20 protein-coding genes are annotated in these 19232 nt (G+C 58.0%); 9 read left to right on the forward strand and 11 right to left on the reverse strand.

The window, feature by feature from the left end:
• The first annotated feature begins 110 nt into the window (after positions 1-110).
• The 5 genes from bamJ (at position 111) to QF010_RS22670 (ending at position 2807) form a co-directional block, all read left to right on the forward strand.
• On the forward strand, positions 111-827 hold the full coding sequence (bamJ, locus tag QF010_RS22650; protein WP_033059101.1) for a BamJ family beta-barrel-assembly machinery protein: 717 nt from the start codon (positions 111-113) through the stop codon (positions 825-827).
• A gap of 293 nt (positions 828-1120) precedes the next feature.
• Complete coding sequence (locus QF010_RS22655) at positions 1121-1576, forward strand: YkvA family protein (protein WP_033059103.1); 456 nt, start codon at positions 1121-1123, stop codon at positions 1574-1576.
• A gap of 113 nt (positions 1577-1689) precedes the next feature.
• Positions 1690-2031, forward strand: coding sequence for a helix-turn-helix domain-containing protein (locus tag QF010_RS22660; RefSeq protein ID WP_033059241.1), 342 nt, complete (start codon positions 1690-1692; stop codon positions 2029-2031).
• Positions 2028-2399, forward strand: a complete 372-nt coding sequence (locus QF010_RS22665; RefSeq protein WP_003223109.1) for a hypothetical protein — start codon at positions 2028-2030, stop codon at positions 2397-2399. The genes QF010_RS22660 and QF010_RS22665 overlap by 4 nt, the downstream gene beginning before the upstream one ends.
• Positions 2400-2807, forward strand: a complete 408-nt coding sequence (locus QF010_RS22670; RefSeq protein ID WP_033059105.1) for an SEL1-like repeat protein — start codon at positions 2400-2402, stop codon at positions 2805-2807.
• Between the two features lie 57 nt (positions 2808-2864).
• Here the strand turns inward: QF010_RS22670 and QF010_RS22675 are convergent, their stop codons facing one another.
• Positions 2865-4655 (reverse strand): bifunctional diguanylate cyclase/phosphodiesterase, encoded by a 1791-nt coding sequence (locus tag QF010_RS22675; protein ID WP_033059107.1) that lies wholly within the window; start codon positions 4653-4655, stop codon positions 2865-2867.
• Positions 4656-4802: 147 nt separating this feature from the next.
• Positions 4803-6884: a carboxy terminal-processing peptidase gene (locus tag QF010_RS22680; protein ID WP_197281757.1), complete on the reverse strand. Its 2082-nt coding sequence runs from the start codon at positions 6882-6884 to the stop codon at positions 4803-4805.
• Positions 6885-7066: 182 nt separating this feature from the next.
• On the opposite strand from QF010_RS22680, the gene QF010_RS22685 reads away from it, so the two are divergent.
• Positions 7067-8029 (forward strand): zinc-binding dehydrogenase, encoded by a 963-nt coding sequence (locus QF010_RS22685; RefSeq protein ID WP_033059110.1) that lies wholly within the window; start codon positions 7067-7069, stop codon positions 8027-8029.
• Between the two features lie 47 nt (positions 8030-8076).
• Here QF010_RS22685 and QF010_RS22690 read toward each other — a convergent pair whose 3' ends face one another.
• The 6 genes from QF010_RS22690 to QF010_RS22715 form a co-directional block, all read right to left on the reverse strand.
• Positions 8077-8730, reverse strand: a complete 654-nt coding sequence (locus QF010_RS22690; RefSeq protein ID WP_046056551.1) for an HAD family hydrolase — start codon at positions 8728-8730, stop codon at positions 8077-8079.
• 34 nt (positions 8731-8764) lie between these two features.
• Positions 8765-9754, reverse strand: a complete 990-nt coding sequence (locus tag QF010_RS22695; protein WP_033059113.1) for an ABC transporter ATP-binding protein — start codon at positions 9752-9754, stop codon at positions 8765-8767.
• Entirely contained in the window at positions 9751-10551 is an 801-nt protein-coding gene (locus QF010_RS22700) for an ABC transporter permease (RefSeq protein WP_033059115.1), read from the reverse strand. Before QF010_RS22700 ends, QF010_RS22695 begins: the two co-directional genes overlap by 4 nt.
• Positions 10538-11374 carry an ABC transporter permease gene (locus QF010_RS22705; RefSeq protein WP_429534023.1) on the reverse strand — a complete coding sequence of 279 codons (837 nt, stop codon included), beginning with the start codon at positions 11372-11374 and terminating at the stop codon, positions 10538-10540. The genes QF010_RS22700 and QF010_RS22705 overlap by 14 nt, the downstream gene beginning before the upstream one ends.
• A gap of 5 nt (positions 11375-11379) precedes the next feature.
• On the reverse strand, positions 11380-12186 hold the full coding sequence (locus tag QF010_RS22710; RefSeq protein ID WP_033059117.1) for an alkaline phosphatase family protein: 807 nt from the start codon (positions 12184-12186) through the stop codon (positions 11380-11382).
• 136 nt (positions 12187-12322) lie between these two features.
• A complete protein-coding gene (locus tag QF010_RS22715) occupies positions 12323-13393 on the reverse strand; it encodes an ABC transporter substrate-binding protein (protein WP_033059118.1) in 1071 nt (356 codons plus the stop codon).
• A gap of 349 nt (positions 13394-13742) precedes the next feature.
• Here QF010_RS22715 and QF010_RS22720 point away from each other — a divergent pair, with 349 nt between their 5' ends.
• On the forward strand, positions 13743-14456 hold the full coding sequence (locus tag QF010_RS22720; protein WP_008145862.1) for a UTRA domain-containing protein: 714 nt from the start codon (positions 13743-13745) through the stop codon (positions 14454-14456).
• A gap of 31 nt (positions 14457-14487) precedes the next feature.
• On the opposite strand, the gene QF010_RS22725 is transcribed toward QF010_RS22720, so the two are convergent.
• Positions 14488-15255 (reverse strand): DODA-type extradiol aromatic ring-opening family dioxygenase, encoded by a 768-nt coding sequence (locus QF010_RS22725; RefSeq protein WP_429510781.1) that lies wholly within the window; start codon positions 15253-15255, stop codon positions 14488-14490.
• Between the two features lie 103 nt (positions 15256-15358).
• Here QF010_RS22725 and QF010_RS22730 point away from each other — a divergent pair, with 103 nt between their 5' ends.
• On the forward strand, positions 15359-16012 hold the full coding sequence (locus QF010_RS22730) for a thiopurine S-methyltransferase (protein WP_033059121.1): 654 nt from the start codon (positions 15359-15361) through the stop codon (positions 16010-16012).
• 65 nt (positions 16013-16077) lie between these two features.
• Here QF010_RS22730 and htpX read toward each other — a convergent pair whose 3' ends face one another.
• Positions 16078-16965, reverse strand: a complete 888-nt coding sequence (htpX, locus tag QF010_RS22735) for a protease HtpX (RefSeq protein WP_008145865.1) — start codon at positions 16963-16965, stop codon at positions 16078-16080.
• A 316-nt stretch (positions 16966-17281) separates the two neighbouring features.
• Positions 17282-18493: a pyridoxal phosphate-dependent aminotransferase gene (locus QF010_RS22740; protein WP_008145866.1), complete on the reverse strand. Its 1212-nt coding sequence runs from the start codon at positions 18491-18493 to the stop codon at positions 17282-17284.
• Positions 18494-18719: 226 nt separating this feature from the next.
• On the opposite strand from QF010_RS22740, the gene msrB reads away from it, so the two are divergent.
• Entirely contained in the window at positions 18720-19115 is a 396-nt protein-coding gene (gene msrB, locus QF010_RS22745; RefSeq protein WP_033059242.1) for a peptide-methionine (R)-S-oxide reductase MsrB, read from the forward strand.
• Positions 19116-19232 lie beyond the last annotated feature (117 nt).

Raw genomic sequence — 19232 nt, forward strand, 5'->3', positions numbered from 1 at the left:
GAACTTATCAGAAGTTTCCTGCTCTCATGCCGGTAGCCATTGGTCGTGGCCGCCTGATAAGCTCGCGGCTTTACTCGATTGCCCTTTAGGCGCATGAACAAGGAAATAGCATGAAACAGCATCGGTTGGCGGCGGCGGTGGCCCTGGTTAGCCTGGTACTTGCGGGTTGTGATTCGCAGACCAGCGTAGAGCTGAAAACCCCGGCGCAAAAAGCTTCCTACGGGATTGGCCTGAACATGGGCAAGAGCCTGGCTCAGGAAGGCATGGATGATCTGGACTCCAAAGCCGTAGCCCAAGGCATCGAAGATGCCGTCGGCAAGAAAGAACAGAAGCTGAAGGATGACGAACTGGTCGAAGCCTTCGCAGCACTGCAAAAGCGTGCTGAAGAACGTATGGCCAAAATGAGCGAAGAGTCGGCAGCTGCCGGCAAGAAATTCCTCGAAGACAACGCCAAGAAAGCCGGTGTAACCACCACTGCTTCGGGCCTGCAGTATGAAGTGGTCAAGAAAGCCGATGGCGCACAGCCTAAGCCGACCGACGTAGTGACCGTTCACTACACCGGTACCCTGACCAACGGCACCGTTTTCGACAGTTCCGTCGAGCGTGGCAGCCCGATCGATCTGCCGGTCAGCGGTGTGATTCCGGGTTGGGTCGAAGGCCTGCAACTGATGCACGTTGGCGAGAAGTACAAACTGTACATCCCTAGCGAGCTGGCTTACGGCGCCCAAAGCCCAAGTCCAGCGATTCCAGCCAACTCGGTGCTGGTATTCGATCTGGAACTGCTGGCAATCAAGGATCCAGCAAAACAAGACGCCGCTACCAAGTAATCAGCGTCTGCTCTAAAAACAACGCCTCGCTTATGCGGGGCGTTGTTGCATCTGGCGTTCAGCAAAGGTAAACAAAGCGAACGGATGCTGTAGGCTGGAGTCATAGCCATTGAGGACGCCTGTGCTAGCCGCGCCAGAGCGCCAAGTCAATGAAATCTTGGGTTTTTTTATGTGAGTAAAAAACGCCCGATCTGAGTCAGGCCCTTATGAAACGGGGCTTTCAGCCGTGAAATGCAGCTCTGTTCACAAGGTTATCCACAATTTGTGTGGATAACATTTCAGTGGGAGGAATGATGAAAACACCCTGGAATTTCGCTCGTTTCCTGCCTCTGGCCGGACGCCTGCTCGCGCGTGGACGTTTGCCGACCTTGCTCTTCGCGGTGGCCAGCAAAGGTGCCAGCCAGGGTAACCGGCTGGGCAAGCTCAAGGATGATCTGCGCCTGTTACAGGCACTTTGCCTGGCTTACTGGCGCGGTGAGTATCGGGCCATCAGCCCCAAAGCCCTGATATCGGTGGTGGCTGGCCTGATGTACTTCCTCAGTCCGCTGGATGCCGTTCCGGACTTCATTCCAGTGTTCGGCATGCTCGATGACATCGCAGTGCTGGCCTGGCTGATGAAAGTTCTCGACGATGAACTCAACGCCTTCCGCGCCTGGCGTAATCGTCAGATGCCGGAAAAGCTTGCGGTGGTCGAACGCCTGCCCGATACCCCGGAGCAACTTCAACTTCAGGGGCCGAAAAAAAACTGAACTGATTCAATCTCATCCATAGATTGATACCCCCGCGACCTTGGCCGCTGTTAGGATTACACTTCTAGGGAAAAGTGCCGACTCGCTAAGTGTTGTTGTCCTACGGGGTAGTCATGGATATTCAGATAATTACACGCGAAGGAGAGCCCGAGTATGCGGTTCTGCCATGGGCTCAGTATCAGGCTCTACTAAAAGCAGCAGGCATCAATGAACAACCGCCGCAGGTCGCCCCAGAGCGTCACGCGGCAACACCAGACCAGATTCTTCCGGGGCTGGATCAACTACGCAGTTTGCGCGAAGGGAAGGGCATCGCCATCGAGGCGTTGGCCCGCACGGTAGGCATCAGCCCGTCTTATCTGGCCTTGATCGAAAGTGGCGAGCGTCTACCCGACGCTGCGATTCGCCGCAGCCTGGCCTGGGAATTGACGGTGCCAGGGTGGAGGGATGAATCGTGAGCGTACGCATCAGTCGTCAACATTGGGACGGGTTGCTGGGCGAACTGGATCAGGCGCGCCGCCAGCGTCATCTTCTGACATACCGGGCGTTGCTCGAACGTTTGCAACTGCCCACGCCAGCCATGCAAACCCTGACCGCCGCGCTTGAGCATCTGGCCGCGCTGGACGCCAAGGCTGAGCAGCCGTTGCGCAGTTCGCTGGTGATCAGCCAGGGCGCCAGCCGCCTGCCGCGCACCGGGTTCTTTGAGTGTGTCGAACGTCTGGGGCGTTTCTCCGGCCCGTCCGATGGTGTAGCCGCTGCGTCCTGGCATGCCTCGGAAGTGGTGCGGGTGTTCGAGTACGAATACCCCGAATCGGCAGAGGCCTGAGTGTTTCTGCGACTCAAGGCGAAGGCCAGTTACTGGCTGGCGCGCAGGTTGTTTCACTGGTCATGGTTTGTGCGCCAACCGCGTGGCTGGAGCTGGCTCGAAGGCCAGTTCGCACGCATGGCGAATCTGGGTGATGTTGGCGCCCAGAGCTTCTATGGCCACATCCTGACCTTTCGCGGCGTCGGCCTCGGGGCTCGCGAAGAGGGAGTGCGATTGCTGCGCCTGGCGGCGTTGGCGGGGGATGGCAAAGCGGCGTATCAGGTGGGCGTGATCAGTCTCGCCGGAACGCCGAGCAAGGCGCCGGATGCGGTTGAAGCTGCGCGGTTTTGGGAGATTGCTGCGAAGGCTGGGCATCCACTGGCCGAGCTTAAACTGAAAGAGTTGGCGTCTCGCGGTTCTGCGCAATAACTCCCAGGTAATGATCGTTCCCACGCAGAGTGGGAACGATCAAGATCGCATCAGCAATCACCGCTGCCCGACGAGCAATTCTTCTTCGGCTTCAGGCACCGCCAGACTATCGATCACATGCACGCTATACCCCGGCACATTCTTCGCGTGATGCTTTGCCTGCGATGCCATCTCCGCCAGCTGGCTCGCATCGAGTTGTCCACAGGCCTGTGGATGTAAATGCACCACGCCGATCGACAGTGACAACAATGCAAACTCCTGCCGCACACCCTGACGGTTTGGAGCAATGAAGCAGCCGGCTTCCAGATGTTCGCTGCGATAAAAGCGTCGGCATTGGCTCTGGAAGTCGTCCAGCAACTGGTTCAAGCGTTTGCGCCAGTCTTCCGGGCCGAGCACCAGCAGGAAATCATCGCCGCCGATATGGCCGACAAAGTCGCGGGAAGGGTCGACGCGGTCATTCAGGCATTGCGCCAGGCACAGCAGGACTTCATCCCCACGGCCGTAGCCGTAGATGTCGTTGAAGGGTTTGAAACTGTCGATGTCGACGTAGCAGATCACCGATTCCCGTTGCTGTTGCAGCACTCGCGTCAGGCATTGCTGGATCGGCACGTTGCCCGGCAACAGGGTCAGCGGGTTGGCGTAGCGGGCCTGCTGGATTTTCAGTTCGGTAATCAGTTTTAGTACGTCGATCACTCGGCCCAATCCCAGGTAACCACCGTTGAGGGTGATGATGAAGTCTTCTTCGATGCGCTGCCGCGCGCGGCTGGTGATCAGTCGGCTCACTTGCTGTAATGACTGGCTCATCTCAACGGCGAGGAAGTCATCACTCATTAAACGGCTGATCGGCTTGCGGGCGAACAGGTCGGTGGCAAAAGGCTTGAGCAACGCGTCGGAGAGCGAATGCCGGTGGACGATGCCACAGGGCTGGCCTTGCTCGTCGATTACCGCCAGGGAGTTCAGGTTGGCCTGGCGGCGAAAGGCTTCCAGCACCGTGGCGGTCGGTGTATCGCGACCCACAGCCGGTTGGTCGTTGAGCAAAGCGCTAAGGTCGCTGACTTCATCATTCAACGCCACCGCGGTGCTTTCCCGTTTCGGCATCAGGGCTCGGGCATCACGAGGTGGATGTTCCTGGGGGCGGCAGAGCAGATAACCCTGAACCAGATCGACGCCCATCTCGGTCAATACCGCGAGTTCTTCCGGCAGCTCGATACCTTCGGCAATCACCTGTGCCCGTGAGGCCTTGGCAATTTGCAGGATAGAGCCGACGAATTCGCGCTTGAGGGCGTCCTGGTGAATGCCGTCGATGAAGTGTCGATCAATCTTCACGTAGTCCGGGCGCAACTCAGACCACAGCCGCAAACTCGAATAGCCTGCGCCCAGATCATCCAGAGCAATGGAAAACCCCATCGCTCGATAGTGATGCAGCGCGGTTTGCAGCAGCTCGAAATCGTCGGTTGGCGTTTGTTCAGTCAGTTCGATCACCACCTGACTCGGCGGTATACCGAAGTCCTGCAGCAGTTGCAGGGTGCGCCCGTGTTGGTGCGCGGCTTCGAGCAGGGATTCGGGGGAAACGTTGAGGAACAATTTGCCGGGCAGTTGTTGCTCATTGAAACGTCGGCAGGCGCTTTGACGGCAGGCGATTTCCAGCTCGCTCAGGCGGCCGGCCTGACGGGCGACGGCGAACAGTGCGAGGGGAGAGTGCAGCGGGCTGTTGGAGGGGCCGCGACTAAGGGCTTCGTAACCGATAATGCGTCGCTCAGAGAGGGAAATGATCGGCTGGAACAAGCTGTGCAAACCGCTTTGAGCCAGTATGGAACTCAAGGCACTCAGCTGTTCTGTGGTGGTCATGGCTTTCTCTGGCGATAAAAAAAGGACTGGGAGCACCTCTTGGTTAAAGAGGGCTCCCAGTCCTTTATTTCACGACAGAATGATGACTGTTTGATGACGCTCCGGGGAGCGTCAGCATTAAATTGCCATCATCTTGCTAGTAACCACTTAGTGCTTGGCTACCGTGGTATTGAGTTTCAGGTAGTCCAACAGAATCCGCCCGGTCTCGCTCAGGTAGGCATCGTCTTCTGGCTTGGTCTTGTCTGGCTCGGCCGTGATCGCGTCTTCGTCTTCTTTCTTCAGCTCTTTGAGCGGCTCTTCACCTTTGGCCTTGCGACGGATGTTTTCCATGGCAAGCTGCTTGGCTTCGATATCGGCGTGTTGTGCACGACGATCGGCTTCATTGAGGCTGACGGTTTTTTCCGCCATCAGTTTCTGCGCGAGGGCCAGTTTGTCGCGGATGAACACGAACTCCGCGTCTTTGGCCGAACGTACGTCATGCTCGGATTTGAGCTGAGTAATGTATGGCTTGAACGGATCGACCGCAGGCTTGATGGCCGCACGGATGGTGTCCCACGGCATGGCTTCAGGCAGTGCGCTTTCGCCGATTTCCTTGGTGTCGATGATCGACGGGTAATCGATGTCCGGCAGTACGCCCTGATGCTGGGTGCTCTGGCCGGAAACCCGGTAGAACTTGGCCAGGGTCAGTTTCAGTTCGCCATGGTTCAGCGGCTGAATGGTCTGCACGGTGCCTTTACCGAAGGTCTGGCCGCCGATGATCAACGCGCGGTGATAGTCCTGCATGGCGCCGGCAAAAATCTCCGAAGCCGAGGCAGACAAGCGGTTGACCAGCAACGCCATCGGCCCTTTGTAGAAGGCCCCCGGGTTTTCGTCTTCCAGTACATCGACCCGGCCATCGGCGTTACGCACGAGAACGGTCGGACCTTTGTCGATGAACAGACTGGTCAGCTCGGTGGCTTCCTGCAGGGAACCGCCGCCGTTGTTGCGCAGGTCGATGACCACGCCGTCGACTTTGTCTTTCTGCAACTCGGTCAGCAGTTTCTTGACGTCGCGAGTGGTGCTCTTGTAGTCCGGATCGCCAGCACGGAAAGCCTTGAAGTCCAGGTAGAAGGCCGGGATTTCGATGACGCCGAGCTTGTAGTCCTTGCCGTCCTGTTTCAGGTTGAGAACCGACTTCTTCACCGCCTGGTCTTCAAGCTTCACCGCTTCGCGGGTGATCGGGACGATCTTGCTGGTCTGGTCGTTCGGCGCATTGCTGGCCGGGATCACTTCCAGGCGCACCACGGTGCCTTTCGGCCCACGGATCAATTTGACCACTTCGTCCAGGCGCCAGCCGACCACGTCGACCATTTCTTTGTTGCCCTGGGCAACGCCGATGATCTTGTCGGCCGGTGCAACTTGTTTGGTCTTGTCGGCCGGGCCTGCTGGCACCAGACGCACGATTTTCACCTGGTCGTTGTCGCTCTGCAACACGGCGCCAATGCCCTCGAGGGACAGGCTCATGTTGATGTCGAAGTTTTCCGCGTTATCCGGCGACAGATAGTTGGTGTGCGGGTCGTAGGACATGGCGAAGGTATTGATGTACGCCTGGAAGATGTCTTCCGCACGGGTCTGGTCCAGGCGCGTCAATTGGTTCTTGTAGCGCTTGGTCAGGGTTTCCTGGATCTGCTTGGAGTCCTTGCCCGCGATCTTCTGCCGCAAGACTTCGTCCTTGACGCGTTTGCGCCATAGGTCATCGAGTTCTGCGGTGTTCTTGAGCCAAGGGGCGTCCTTGCGATCGACCAGCAAGGTTTCCTTGGCGGTGAAGTCGATCTTGTCGACGCCTTTGTTCAGCTCTGCAAGGGCGAAGTCCAGACGCGCTTTGACGCGGTCCAGGTAGCGCTTGTAGATGGTGAACCCGGCATTCAGGTCGCCGCTTTTGAGGAAGTCGTCAAACTGGGTTTTCCACTTGTCGAATTCGGCAATGTCACTGGCCATGAAGTAGCTGCGCGACGGGTCCAGCAGCTTGAGGTAGCTGTCATAGATGATCACGGAGCGCGCGTCATCGAGCGGCGGCTTGCTGTAGTGATGGCGCTTGAGCAATTCGACGACGTTCAGGCTGGCGATCACTTCGTCACGATCAGGCTGAAGCTTGTCCCAGCTATTGGCTGCAAACGAATTGGTCGACATCGGCAACAGACCGATACCAATGAATAGGGCTAGGGCGGTGCTGGGGAAAAAATGCTTCATGCTGATTCGACGCGGGGACAATTGATCACGCATATTAGGCCGTCTTTGAAGTCGCCGGTACCACTAGACTCTGTACGAAAGCTGCCTGCTAGCTTTCGTATAGGCCCCAGGGCCGGTCGCATAATGCAAGAAAGCCCGGCGCTACAGCTACGGGCTCAGTCCAGACTCACTATGGAGGCACTGTGAAAGCATTGCAAGGCGTTGAAGGTCAAGTGGAGTGGGTTGAAGAGCCCAGTCCTACATGCGATGTAGGACAAGTTCGGATTCGAGTGGCGGCGGCGGGTCTCAATCGCGCCGATTTGTTACAGAAGGCGGGTCTTTATCCGCCACCACCGGGAGCCAGCCAGATACTGGGTCTTGAGTGCTCCGGGGTCATCAGCGAGGTGGGGGCGGGCTCGTCCTGGCAGGTCGGAGATCGGGTTTGCGCCTTGCTGGCCGGGGGCGGGATGGCCGAGGAGGTAGTTGTCGACGGACGGCATGTGTTGCCGGTTCCCGAAGGTTTGTCCCTGGCTGAGGCGGCAGCGCTGCCAGAAGTGTATGCGACCGTTTGGCTGAATTTGTTTCAACTGGCTGCGCTCAAGCCGGGTGAGAAAGTTCTGCTGCACGCCGGAGCAAGTGGAATCGGTTCAGCTGCCATTCAGCTGTGCAAGGCGTTTGGCAACCCGTGCTGGGTCAGCGTCGGTTCCGCCGAGCGTTTGGCTTACTGCGAAGCGCTGGGCGCGCAAGGTGGGGTCGTGCGCAATGGGGATCTGGACAGCTTGAGCGACCTGGGCCCGTTCGATGTGATTCTCGACCCGGTGGGTGGCAACTACGCCGCGCTGAATCTGAAATTGATGGCGCGCGATGGTCGTTGGGTGCTGATTGGCCTGATGGGCGGTCGTGAGGCGCAGCTGGATCTGGCGCAGGTACTGGCCAAGCGCGTGCAGCTGCTGGGTTCGACCTTGCGCAGTCGCGACGAACAGTTCAAGGCGGATCTGTTCAGCGATCTCAGCCAGCATGTCTGGCCGCTGTTTGCTGAAGGGCGTTTGAGTCCGCAATTGGCCAAGACCTTCCCGATCAAGGACGCCGAAGCGGCGTTTGCGGAGTTGGCGACTAATAAGGTGTCGGGGAAATTGGTGCTGGTGATCGACGAAAGCCTGACTTGATAGATAGATCTTTCCCACGCGGAGCGTGGGAAAGATCTGGTCAAGGGTTACTTCCAGAGATGGATTGGCCAGCCGGCCTTTTCTGCGTGCTCAAGCAGCACCGGATCCGGGTTTACCACGTGTGGGAAATCCACCTTCAGCAGCAACGGCAAATCATTGCGTGAGTCGGAGTAGAAACTGGCGCCTTCAAGGTTTTCCTCTTCCGCATCCAGCCATTCCAGCAAGCGCGTGATCTTGCCTTCGCGGTAGGTCAGCGTGCCCACCGTGTTGCCGCTATAAACCCCATGTGTCACTTCCAGCTCGATGCCGAGAATCTCGTCGATACCCAAGCGGTCGGCAATCGGCCTGACCAAGTGCGTGCCCGACGCCGAAATCACTAAAATCCGGTCGCCGGCCTTGCGATGGGCCGCGATGGCTTTGGTGGCGTCACTGAAAATGATCGGCTCGATGAAGTCTTCTACCCAAGGCCCTACCAAATGGTCGACCTCTTCCGGCGTGCGCCCGATCATCGGCTCCAGACTGAAGGTCATGTACTCCTCCATCCGCAGCTTGCCGTGGCTGTAGGCGTCCATCAGTTCATTGTTCTGACGCATGAACGACTCGGGATCAACCCAACCCAGGCGGCCCATTTGCTCGCTCCAGAGGGTGGCGCAGTCGCCGTGGATCAGGGTTTCGTCCAGATCAAAAATTGCCAGGGCCATCAGTGCGGTTCTCTCTTCAACATCAGCAAAGTCATCAGGCTACCTCACACAGGGCCGTCGGATCGATGGAAAGCGCCAGACGCTGACCATCGGGATGCAGATCGGCCGCCGAGCGGTTCAGCACATCCACCACCAATTCCACGCCCCGGGCTTCGACCCGGTAGCGAATCACGTTGCCCAACAGGCTGTGGCTGCGGATTTGCGCGTCAAGCTCGCCGTTCAGGCTCAGTTCGATGGCTTCCGGGCGGATTGCGATGCGGTGGGTAATCGGTCGCTGCAGCAGTTTTGTGGCGCTGTTGGCGTCCAGCAGGTTGTAGTTGCCGATGAAGCCGGCAGCAAAAACATCCACGGGTGCGGTGTAAAGGGTCTGGGCGTCGCCGCTTTGTACGATCTTTCCCTGATTCATCAAGAAAATCCGATCGGACATGGTCAGGGCTTCTTCCTGATCGTGAGTGACGAAGATCGTGGTCAAGCCGAGTTCACGCTGGATCTGACGGATCTGTTCGCGCAAGTGCTTGCGAATCCGCGCATCCAGGGCCGACAGCGGTTCATCCAGTAATAACAGACGTGGCCGGGTCACCAACGAGCGCGCGAGGGCAACTCGCTGGCATTGGCCGCCGGACAGTTGATGCGGATAACGTGCGGCGAAGTCGTTGAGTTCCACCAGTTTCAGTACTTCGGCAACACGCCTATGGCTGTCGTCGGCATTGACCTTTTGCATGCGCAGACCAAAGGCGACGTTCTGCTCAACCGTCATGTTCGGAAACAGCGCGTAGCTCTGGAACACCATGCCGATCCCGCGTTTCTGCGGGCTCAATGGAACGAGGTCTTGGCCATCGAGCAGGATTTTGCCGCCGTCCACCGAGGTCAGTCCGGCGATGCAGCGAAGCAGTGTGGACTTGCCGCAACCGGACGGGCCGAGGAGGGTGACGAACTCACCCTTCTGGATTTCACAGTTGATGTCGCTGAACACCGTGGTGCCCGCGTAGCTTTTTAGTAGGTGTTGGACGCTGACGAAGCTCATTGGCTTTTGTCCTTGTTCAAGATATTGGCAGCCCAGGTCAGAACCAGCACAAAGAAGAAATAGGAAATCACCAGCGCACTGGTGAAGTGGCCGCTGCTGTTGCGCATGTTGTTGAGGTAGACCTGCAGGGTTTCGTAGCGGGTCCCGACGAGGATGTTGGCGAACACGAACTCACCGAACAGGAACGAGAACGACAGCAGCAACGCCACCATCAAACCTTTGCGCAAGTTTGGCAGCACCACCAGGAACGCCGCTTGCCAGGTGCTGGCACCGAGCAGTTGAGCGGAGTCCATCAGGTCTCGCAGGTTGATCGCCTGCAAGTTGTTGGTGATTGCCCGGTACATGAACGGCAGCGCCACGGTGAAGTAACAACCGATCAGAATCCACGGCGTCCCGACCATCGCGAACGGCCCGGAACCGTAGAGCTGCAACAGGCCCACCGACGACACCACCGGCGGCACCGCGAAGGGCAACAGGATCAGGATGTTCATCAGCGCATCGAGTTTCGGGAAGTGGTAATGCACCACAAACAGCAACGGAAGAATCAGCACCACGGACAGAATCAGCGAGCCGACGCAGACCAGCAGCGATTGACCGAACGAATGGAGAAACCGCGGATCGCTCCACAGCTCCACGTACCATTTAACGGTGAAACCGCTGGGCAGAATGGTCGCCGACCAACTGCTGGCGATCGAGTAAATCAACGTCCCGGCCAGTGGCAGCAACAGAATGGCAAACAGCAAATACACCACGACGCGGTGATAGACACCGACGGGCCCCAACTCAGCGCGAGACATGGTAGCTCCTCTTCAACAGCAGCTGATGCACGATGGTCACCAGGGTCATCAACGCCACCAGCACCACGGCCAGGGCACTGGCCAGGTTCGGGTCCAGGGAAATGTCGCCGGAAACCATCGCCGCGATGCGGATCGGCAGCACGTTGAAGTTGCCGGTGGTCAGGGCATACACGGTGGCGTACGCGCCCAGGGCGTTGGCCAAAAGGATCACAAACGTACCGAGCAGCGCCGGGGTCAGCACTGGCAAACCGATGTGCCGCCAGAACTGCCAGCCATTGGCGCCGAGCAGCGCGGCGGATTCACGCCAGTCTTCGCGCAGGGCATCAAAGGCCGGATAGAGCAGCAGCACGCCCAGCGGAATCTGGAAGTAGGTGTAGAGAATGATCAGCCCGGTTTTCGAATACAGGTTGAAGTCCTGAATGATCCCGGCCTGCTTGAGCATGATGGTGAAGCTGCCGTTGAAGCCCAGCAGAATGATGAACGCGAAGGCCAAAGGCACGCCGGCAAAGTTGCTGGTCATGTTGGCGAAGGCGTTGACGAAGTTGCGCAGTTTCGAGTCGACCCGGCGCAGGGAGTAGGCGCCGAGTACCGCGATGATGATCCCGAACACGCTGGACCAGAAACTGATCTCGAGGCTGAACTGGATCGCCTGCAGATAGAACTTCGAATTGAAGATCTTGGTGAAGTTGGCGATGCCCCAGCCGAACTCTTCCGATTGCAGGCTATTGATCATCACCCAGGACAGCGGGGCGATCTGGAACACGATAAAAAACAGTGCGAAAGGCACCAGGCACAAGGCTGCCACCCATTTGCCGCGCGTCATGGTGTTCACTTGAGTAGCTCCCGGCACACTGGTTTGTCGTGGGCCACACCCAGCAGTTCGCAGACGGTGCCGCAGATTTCAGTCTGTTTCGGTGCGGCGTTGGCATTGAAGCTGAAGGCGTCGCCGAGGACGAACAGCGGTACTTCGCGTTCTTCCGGCAGCAGGCCGTTGTGGGAGCGGTCGTTGTTCATGCCGTGGTCGGCGGTCACCAGCACTTGATAACCGCTGACGAGCCAGCCTTGCAGGTAGTCGGCCAGAATAATGTCGGCCGAGCGGGCGCTGTTGCGGTATTGCGGGGTGTCGAGGCCGTGCTTGTGCCCGGCGTCGTCGATGTTCATGGGGTGGACCAATAAAAAGTTCGGCGCATGACGCAGGCGCAGGTTTTCGGCGTCGGCGAACAGGTGCGAATCCGGGTAGTGATCGCTCCAGTAGAAATGACCGTGCTGGATGGGCAGGTTGGGGTCGTCGGTGTGTCGATCCCGCGCGGCAATAAACGGCGAACGGTTATACAGCTCGCTGACCCAGTGATAGGCCGCGGCGGCGGTTACAAGACCGGCATCGCTGGCGTAGTGATAGATGCTGCGCTGGTTGGACAGGCGCGAGACATTGTTGTGGACGATGCCACTGTCGATCGGTGTGACGCCGGTCAGGATGCACTCGTAAAGCGGTCGGGACAGCGCCGGCAGTTCGCACTCCAGTTTGTAGAGCGCCGCGCGTCCTGCGCCGACATAAGCCTGCAGGTGCCCCATGGCGTGACGGGCAACCTCGTAATTGAGGCCGTCGAGCACGACAAGGATGACGTTGTGCTTCATAGGGGCTGGAACTCCGAAAAGCGAAACTGAATCTGATCGTCGTAGGAGCCGGCGGAGCCTGCGATCTTTTTGCCTTCACTTGAGTGTCGAGTGAAAGATCAAAAGATCGCAGCCTGCGCCAGCTCCTACGGATACATCATTGCTTCATATTGACGATGACTTCTTCCTGCCACTTCTGAGGAAGGGCTTTGGAGGTCTTCTCCCAGGCATCTGCGTCTTTGATCGGCGTGACCTTTTTGTACTGCTCATTAGGCAGGAGCTGGGCCTGAACCTCGGGCGGCAGAGTCAGATGCTCGGCGCGGATCGGACGAGCGTTGCCTTTCGCGAGGTTGATCTGGCCGGCGTCGCTGAAGATGTATTCGCGGGCCAGCTTGGCGGCGTTCGGGTGCTTGGCGTATTTGTTGATGATGGTGGTGTAACCGGAAATCACCGAACCATCGGATGGAATCAGCACGGTGTAGTCATCCGGGTTGACCATTTTGGCCTTGTAGCTCAAGCCGTTGAAGTCCCAGACCACACCGACTTCGATTTCACCCTTTTCCATGGTGGCAATTGTCGGGTTGGCCATCGACAGGCGGCCTTGCTTGGCGATCTCGGAAAACAGATCCAGCGCCGGCTGGAGGTTTTTCTCATTACCACCATTGGCGAGCGCGGCAGCCAGAACACCGTTGGCCGCTTGGGCCGCGGTGCTCACATCACCGATGGACACTTTGTATTTGCCGTCCTTGAGGTCAGCCCATTTGGTCGGCGCGTCGGAGCCGTGCAGCAACTTTTTGTTGACGATGAACGCGATAGTGCCGGTGTAGGCGAGCGCCCAGTTGCCGTCCTTATCCTTTGCCCAGCTCGGGATCTGATCCCAGGTGCTTGGCTTGTAAGGTTGTACAACACCTTGCTTCACCGAGATCGGACCGAACGCTGCACCGACATCACCGATATCAGCAGTGGCGTTGTCTTTTTCAGCGGCGAACTTGGCGATTTCCTGGGCCGAGCTCATGTCGGTGTCGATGTGTTTCAGGCCGTAGTTCTTGGCCAGGTCATCCCAGGTACCTTTCCAGTTGGCCCAGTTGTCGGGCATGCCGACGCTGTTGACCTCACCTTCCGCTTTCGCCGCGGCTTCCAGGGTTTTCAAATCGGTATCAGCCGCCATCGCGGCGGTGCACATGGCAATGGTCGAGCCTAACAGTGAGGCCAGGAAAAGCTGTTTCATCCGAAGCTCCTTTGGGCGTTTTCAACGCTGCGATTGCGGTTGTGTTGGTCTAGGTCAGCAATACCTGAGCCAATTTAGGCGCCTCTGATGACATTTTGATGTCGACGACTGGTCGGCCTATATTTTTTGAGCGGCAATGCTCAGGCTTCGGAGTAAGCGTAGACCATGGCTAAAAGGCTGATATAAAAGGACTTGGCCGTGAAATTGCAGGCGTCTGGATCAACCGTTCGGCGGCTTTGTCATCTGTCAGTCATGTGCAGTGCCTAGGCTTGTCGGGAGTTGAGGGAACCGTTTTGAGTCGCGGTTCCGCCCCGAAACAGTGCTGGTCTAGTCCAGATAGGTAACGTTGATGCGCATCGAGACAACCAAAGCGGTGACAGCCATCGGGCAGGTTCTGCAGGAACAGCTCGACCATGGCCTGTTGGCGCCCGGGAGCAAACTACCGGCCGAGCGCAAGCTCAGTGAGTTGTTCGGTACCACGCGGATCACCGTGCGTGAAGCGTTGTTGCAACTGGAAGCCCAGGGACAGATTTATCGGGAGGAGCGCCGTGGCTGGTTCGTGTCGCCACCGCGCCTAGCCTACAACCTGATGCAGCGCAGTCACTTTCACGCGATGGTCAGTGCGCAGGGGCGGGTGCCGTCCACCGAGGTGATTTCAGCGCGGTTGCAACCGGCGTCGGCGGCGGTCTGTGCGTGGTTGCAGCTGCCGGCGTTGTCCAGCGTGATTCAGATTTGCCGGGCGCGGCGGATCGATGAGCGGCTGGTGTTGTACGTGGAGCACTATTTGAATCCGCAGTTTTTTCCGGGGATTCTGGATTTCGATTTGAATCAGTCGATTACCGAGCTGTATGCGCGACATTACGATTTGCACTACGGTCGGGTGCGTTTCGAGATTGTGCCGACGGCGTTGTCGGTGGATGCGGCGGCGGCTTTACGGGTGTCGGTGGGGAGTCCGGGGTTGCGCATCGCTCGGGTCAATTACGATCAGCATGAGCGGTTGATCGATTGTGATCTGGAGTTTTGGCGGCACGACGCGATTCATGTCGGGGTTGACGTGGTCTGAGCCTGGCCGCCACAAACTGTGAGTTTTTACGTTATCCGAAGCGGTAAATGTCCATGCCCAAGGCCCCCATGGTGAATCCCTTGTGGGTCACGCTGAAGTTTCCTCCGGCGCCACGGGCAAAATACAAAGGCAGCAAATGTTCATCGCTCGGATGGTTGCGCACCGCATTCGGTGCTTGCTGACGGTAGTCGTGCAACGCGGTTTCGTCGTTGGCAGCGAGTTTTTCGATCATCCAGTCACGAAATGCCTGAGCCCAGGGTTCGACGCTCTCTGTGCTGGCGTGCCAGTCCAGTTCGCGCAGGTTGTGGGTGATGCTGCCGGAACCGATCAGCAGCACGCCGTGTTCGCGCAGGCTGGCCAGCGCATGGCCGACGCGGGTCTGCAGGGCCGGGCCGCCGCGTGTGGGTAGCGAGACTTGCACCACGGGGATATCGGCTTGTGGGTACATCAATGACAGCGGCACCCAAACCCCGTGGTCGAACGGCCGCTTGGCATCGATGCGTGCGGGCAGGCCGTCAGCGTTCAGCAGTTCGACAACCTCTGCGGCCAATTGTGGATTGCCGGGCGCCGGGTATTGCACGTCGAATAACGCCTGCGGAAACCCGCCGAAGTCATGCCAGGTTTCAGGCTGGGCATTGCCGCTGACAAGTAATTCATTGCTTTCCCAATGCGCAGAAACAATTACGATGGCTTTGGGTTTCGGTAATTCTGTGGCCAGGCGAGCGAGAGCAGGCCCGCTGGCGCCTGGTTCCAGTGCCAACATGGGCGAGCCATGGGATATGTACAGGCTGGGGAACATGAATGAGCTCCTGAGGGGTAAGATGGCATCATCTTCAGTCAGATCATTGATCTAAATCTAATATAAGTTTTAGAGTCTTTTGATCGAATTTTCGGGATTAATTATGCAGCCGGAGTTTTGGCACAAGCGGTGGACGTCGAATCAGATCGGCTTTCACCTGCCGGAAGTGAATCCATATCTGCAACGGTACTGGCCGCAGCTGGGCCTGGAAGAGGGCGCGCGCGTACTGGTGCCGCTATGTGGGAAAACCCTGGATCTGCTGTGGCTGGCAAAATGCGGTCACGAGGTGCTGGGCATCGAGTTGTCGGAAAAAGCGGTGGAAGACTTTTTCCACGAGCATCAATTTGATCCGGACGTCAGCGATCAAGGCCCCTTCACGGTCTATCGGGCGGGCTCGATCGAGATCTGGTGTGGTGATTTCTTCGCGTTGACGGCCGGCGATGTCGCCGATTGCAGTGCGCTGTACGACCGCGCCGCGTTGATCGCCTTGCCGCCGAAGATGCGGGAGCAATACGCCGAGCACCTGAAGCGGATTTTGCCGAAGGATTCGCTGGGGCTGCTGATTACCCTGGATTACGACCAGGCACAAAGGGAGGGGCCGCCCTTTGCAGTGCTGGATGACGAAGTGCAACGGTTGTTCGGTGCTTCGTGGGAGTTGAAGATTCTGGAGGACCAGGACGTTCTGGGCGAGAGCTGGAAGTTCGCGGAAAGCGGTGTTACGCGGCTTGAAGAGCGGGTTTATCGCTTGATGAGTTGATGGAACAGCAAGGCAAAAAAAGGGGCGATCAGATGATCGCCCCTTTTTGTATCAGCGCAGAGCCATCAGCCCCGACGACGCAACGCGTCGATACGCTCTTCCAGCGGTGGGTGGCTCATGAACATGCGGGCAAACCCCTGTTTGATGCCACCGTTGATGCCGAAAGCCGTCAGGGTGTCCGGCATGTGCACCGGCAGCCCCTGTTCCGCTCGCAGGCGTTGCAGGGCGCCGATCATTGCGGCGGTACCGGCCAGGCGTGCACCGGCTTCGTCTGCACGGAATTCGCGTTTACGCGAGAACCACATGACGATGGCGCTGGCCAGAATGCCCAGGACCAGTTCGGCGAAGATGGTTGCCACGTAGTAGGCAATGCCCTGGCCTTCTTCGTTCTTGAAGATCACCTTGTCGACAAAATTGCCGATGATCCGTGCGAAGAACATCACGAAGGTGTTCACCACGCCCTGGACCAATGCCAGGGTGACCATGTCGCCATTGGCTACGTGGCCGATTTCGTGGGCCAGAACGGCCTTCACTTCATCTGGCGAGAAACGCTCGAGCAGCCCTTGGCTGACCGCGACCAACGCGTCGTTCTTGTTCCAGCCGGTGGCAAAGGCGTTCGCCTCGTAGGCCGGGAAAATACCGACTTCGGGCATCTTGATCCCGGCTTCCCGGGACAATTGCTCGACGGTTTGCAGCAGCCATTGCTCGTGACGTGTGCGCGGCTGGCTGATGATTTGGGTGCTGGTGCTCATCTTCGCCATCCACTTGGAGATGAATAGCGAGAACAGCGAACCGGCGAAACCAAAGACCGCACAGAAAATCAGCAGCTGATTGAGGTTGAGATCAACCCCGTTGGCCGCCATGAACCCGTTGAAGCCGAAAAGGCTCAGGGTGATGCTGGCAATCAGCACGACCGCCAGGTTAGTGGCCAAAAACAGCAGGATGCGCATCATGGTTGTAGAAATCTCCTCATGCTAAAGATGTAGCGTACTGCGGGGTATATAAGGTGCTGACCCGGGCTATTCAACCGGGTGACTATTTCAAACTGTGTCCTACGGCAACAGTCTAGCTGTTTGAAGGGCATTTCCGACGTCGATGCGGGAAGCGTTTGTCAGCCAATTAGCGTCGTAAGCCCCGCCGTTGTTAGACGAGAGCGCGCAACGAATCATCAGTCAGCGATTTAAGAAGCGATGTTCGGCAGGGTACAAAGAAATGTTGCTGAATCAATCACCGTGCGACGTGCGCAAGCGTCGCACGGTGACAGGCAGGTTACTGGCGATAGGACTTGAGGAAGTTGCCGATACGTCCGATGGCCATGTCCAGTTCGTCCACGCGCGGCAGGGTCACCACACGGAAATGGTCCGGCCATGGCCAGTTGAAGGCGGTACCTTGCACCACCAACAGCTTCTCCGACAGCAGCAGGTCGAGCACGAATTTCTCGTCGTTATGGATCGGGCAGACTTTCGGGTCGATCCGTGGGAACGCATACAGCGCGCCCATTGGCTTGACGCAGCTCACGCCGGGAATGTCGTTGAGCAGTTCCCAGGTGCGATTGCGCTGTTCCAACAGTCGTCCGTTGGGCAATACCAGATCATTGATGCTCTGATAGCCGCCGAGGGCGGTCTGGATCGCATGCTGGCTCGGCACGTTGGCACACAGACGCATGTTGGCCAGCATGTCGATGCCTTCGATGTAGCTCTGCGCGTGGTGTTTCGGGCCGGAAATGGCGATCCAGCCGGAGCGGAAACCCGCCACGCGATAAGACTTGGACAGACCGTTGAACGTCAGGCACAGCAGATCTGGCGCCAGGGAGGCCGTGCAAATGTGCACGGCATCGTCGTACAGAATCTTGTCGTAGATCTCGTCGGAAAAAACCACCAGGTTGTGCTGACGGGCCAGTTCCAGCATGCCCAGCAGGACTTCTTTGGAGTACACCGCGCCAGTCGGGTTGTTCGGGTTGATGATCACCAGTGCTTTGGTGTTCGGGGTGATCTTGGCCTTGATGTCGGCCAGATCCGGCCACCAGTTGGCCTGCTCGTCGCACAGGTAATGCACCGGGTTACCGCCCGACAGGCTCACCGCGGCGGTCCACAGCGGGTAGTCCGGGGCCGGCACCAGCACTTCGTCGCCGTTGTTGAGCAGGGCCTGCAGCGACATCACGATCAGCTCGGAAACGCCGTTGCCCAGATAGATGTCTTCAATGCCGACGCCTTCTACCTGCTTTTGCTGGTAGTACTGCATCACGGCCTTGCGGGCGCTGAACAGGCCTTTGGAATCGCTGTAGCCTTGAGCGGTCGGCAGGTTGCGGATGACGTCCTGGAGGATTTCATCCGGCGCTTCGAAACCAAAAGGCGCCGGGTTGCCGATGTTCAGCTTGAGGATGCGATGGCCTTCCTCTTCCAGGCGTTTGGCGTGCTTGAGCACTGGGCCGCGAATGTCGTAGCAGACGTTGGCGAGCTTGTTCGATTTGCTGACCTGCATGGCGATGTGTTCCCGAAAATGAACGATCCAGGCGGCGTATGAACGACCGTGCTGGGAATCCTGCGTATTCACACAGGCCTGACGCCTCGAGTGGCGGCACTCATAAATCCGTTTGAATGCGCGTGGTCTGGCTGCCAGACTGGCGTTTGACGAGGCGCAATCATACGTGCCGCCCGATCCGTGGAAAAGGTACAGATCGGGCTTTTTCAGCTGCTGAGGTGTGATGATGGAAAAGTTGGAAAAAACCCTGGAAGAATGGCGAGCGATGCTCGACCCGGAGCAGTACAACGTTTGCCGCCTCAAAGGCACCGAACGGCCGTTCTCCGGCAAATATAACGACAGCAAGGTCGATGGCGTTTACCACTGCATCTGCTGCAACGAGCCGCTGTTCGACTCCAAGACCAAATTCGACTCCGGCTGCGGCTGGCCAAGCTTCTATGCACCGATCGGTGACAGCGCCATGGTCGAGATCCGTGACGTCAGCCACGGCATGATCCGTACCGAAGTGGTCTGCGCCAAATGCGATGCGCACCTGGGGCACGTGTTCCCGGACGGCCCGCCACCGACCGGCCTGCGTTATTGCATCAACTCAGTGTGCCTGGACCTGGTGCCGCGCTCGTAATGCGAGCCCTGTAGGCGCTGCCTTCGGCAGCGCTTACTATTAATCGGCAATCGATTTATTAAATTGCACACAATTCAATTGCTCGCTATGTTTGTCTCATCTCCCCTCATTCAGAGT

Source organism: Pseudomonas silensiensis, from assembly GCF_050434865.1.
Classification (GTDB): domain Bacteria; phylum Pseudomonadota; class Gammaproteobacteria; order Pseudomonadales; family Pseudomonadaceae; genus Aquipseudomonas; species Aquipseudomonas fluorescens_W.

Coding starts and splice junctions, on each gene's coding strand:
- bamJ (WP_033059101.1), top strand. CDS start 111: ATGAAACAGCATCGGTTGGCGGCGGCGGTGGCCCTGGTTAGCCTGGTA.
- QF010_RS22655 (WP_033059103.1), top strand. CDS start 1,121: ATGAAAACACCCTGGAATTTCGCTCGTTTCCTGCCTCTGGCCGGACGC.
- QF010_RS22660 (WP_033059241.1), top strand. CDS start 1,690: ATGGATATTCAGATAATTACACGCGAAGGAGAGCCCGAGTATGCGGTT.
- QF010_RS22675 (WP_033059107.1), bottom strand. CDS start 4,655: ATGACCACCACAGAACAGCTGAGTGCCTTGAGTTCCATACTGGCTCAA.
- QF010_RS22680 (WP_197281757.1), bottom strand. CDS start 6,884: ATGAAGCATTTTTTCCCCAGCACCGCCCTAGCCCTATTCATTGGTATC.
- QF010_RS22690 (WP_046056551.1), bottom strand. CDS start 8,730: ATGGCCCTGGCAATTTTTGATCTGGACGAAACCCTGATCCACGGCGAC.
- QF010_RS22695 (WP_033059113.1), bottom strand. CDS start 9,754: ATGAGCTTCGTCAGCGTCCAACACCTACTAAAAAGCTACGCGGGCACC.
- QF010_RS22700 (WP_033059115.1), bottom strand. CDS start 10,551: ATGTCTCGCGCTGAGTTGGGGCCCGTCGGTGTCTATCACCGCGTCGTG.
- QF010_RS22705 (WP_429534023.1), bottom strand. CDS start 11,374: ATGACGCGCGGCAAATGGGTGGCAGCCTTGTGCCTGGTGCCTTTCGCA.
- QF010_RS22710 (WP_033059117.1), bottom strand. CDS start 12,186: ATGAAGCACAACGTCATCCTTGTCGTGCTCGACGGCCTCAATTACGAG.
- QF010_RS22715 (WP_033059118.1), bottom strand. CDS start 13,393: ATGAAACAGCTTTTCCTGGCCTCACTGTTAGGCTCGACCATTGCCATG.
- QF010_RS22720 (WP_008145862.1), top strand. CDS start 13,743: ATGCGCATCGAGACAACCAAAGCGGTGACAGCCATCGGGCAGGTTCTG.
- QF010_RS22725 (WP_429510781.1), bottom strand. CDS start 15,255: ATGTTCCCCAGCCTGTACATATCCCATGGCTCGCCCATGTTGGCACTG.
- QF010_RS22730 (WP_033059121.1), top strand. CDS start 15,359: ATGCAGCCGGAGTTTTGGCACAAGCGGTGGACGTCGAATCAGATCGGC.
- htpX (WP_008145865.1), bottom strand. CDS start 16,965: ATGATGCGCATCCTGCTGTTTTTGGCCACTAACCTGGCGGTCGTGCTG.
- QF010_RS22740 (WP_008145866.1), bottom strand. CDS start 18,493: ATGCAGGTCAGCAAATCGAACAAGCTCGCCAACGTCTGCTACGACATT.
- msrB (WP_033059242.1), top strand. CDS start 18,720: ATGGAAAAGTTGGAAAAAACCCTGGAAGAATGGCGAGCGATGCTCGAC.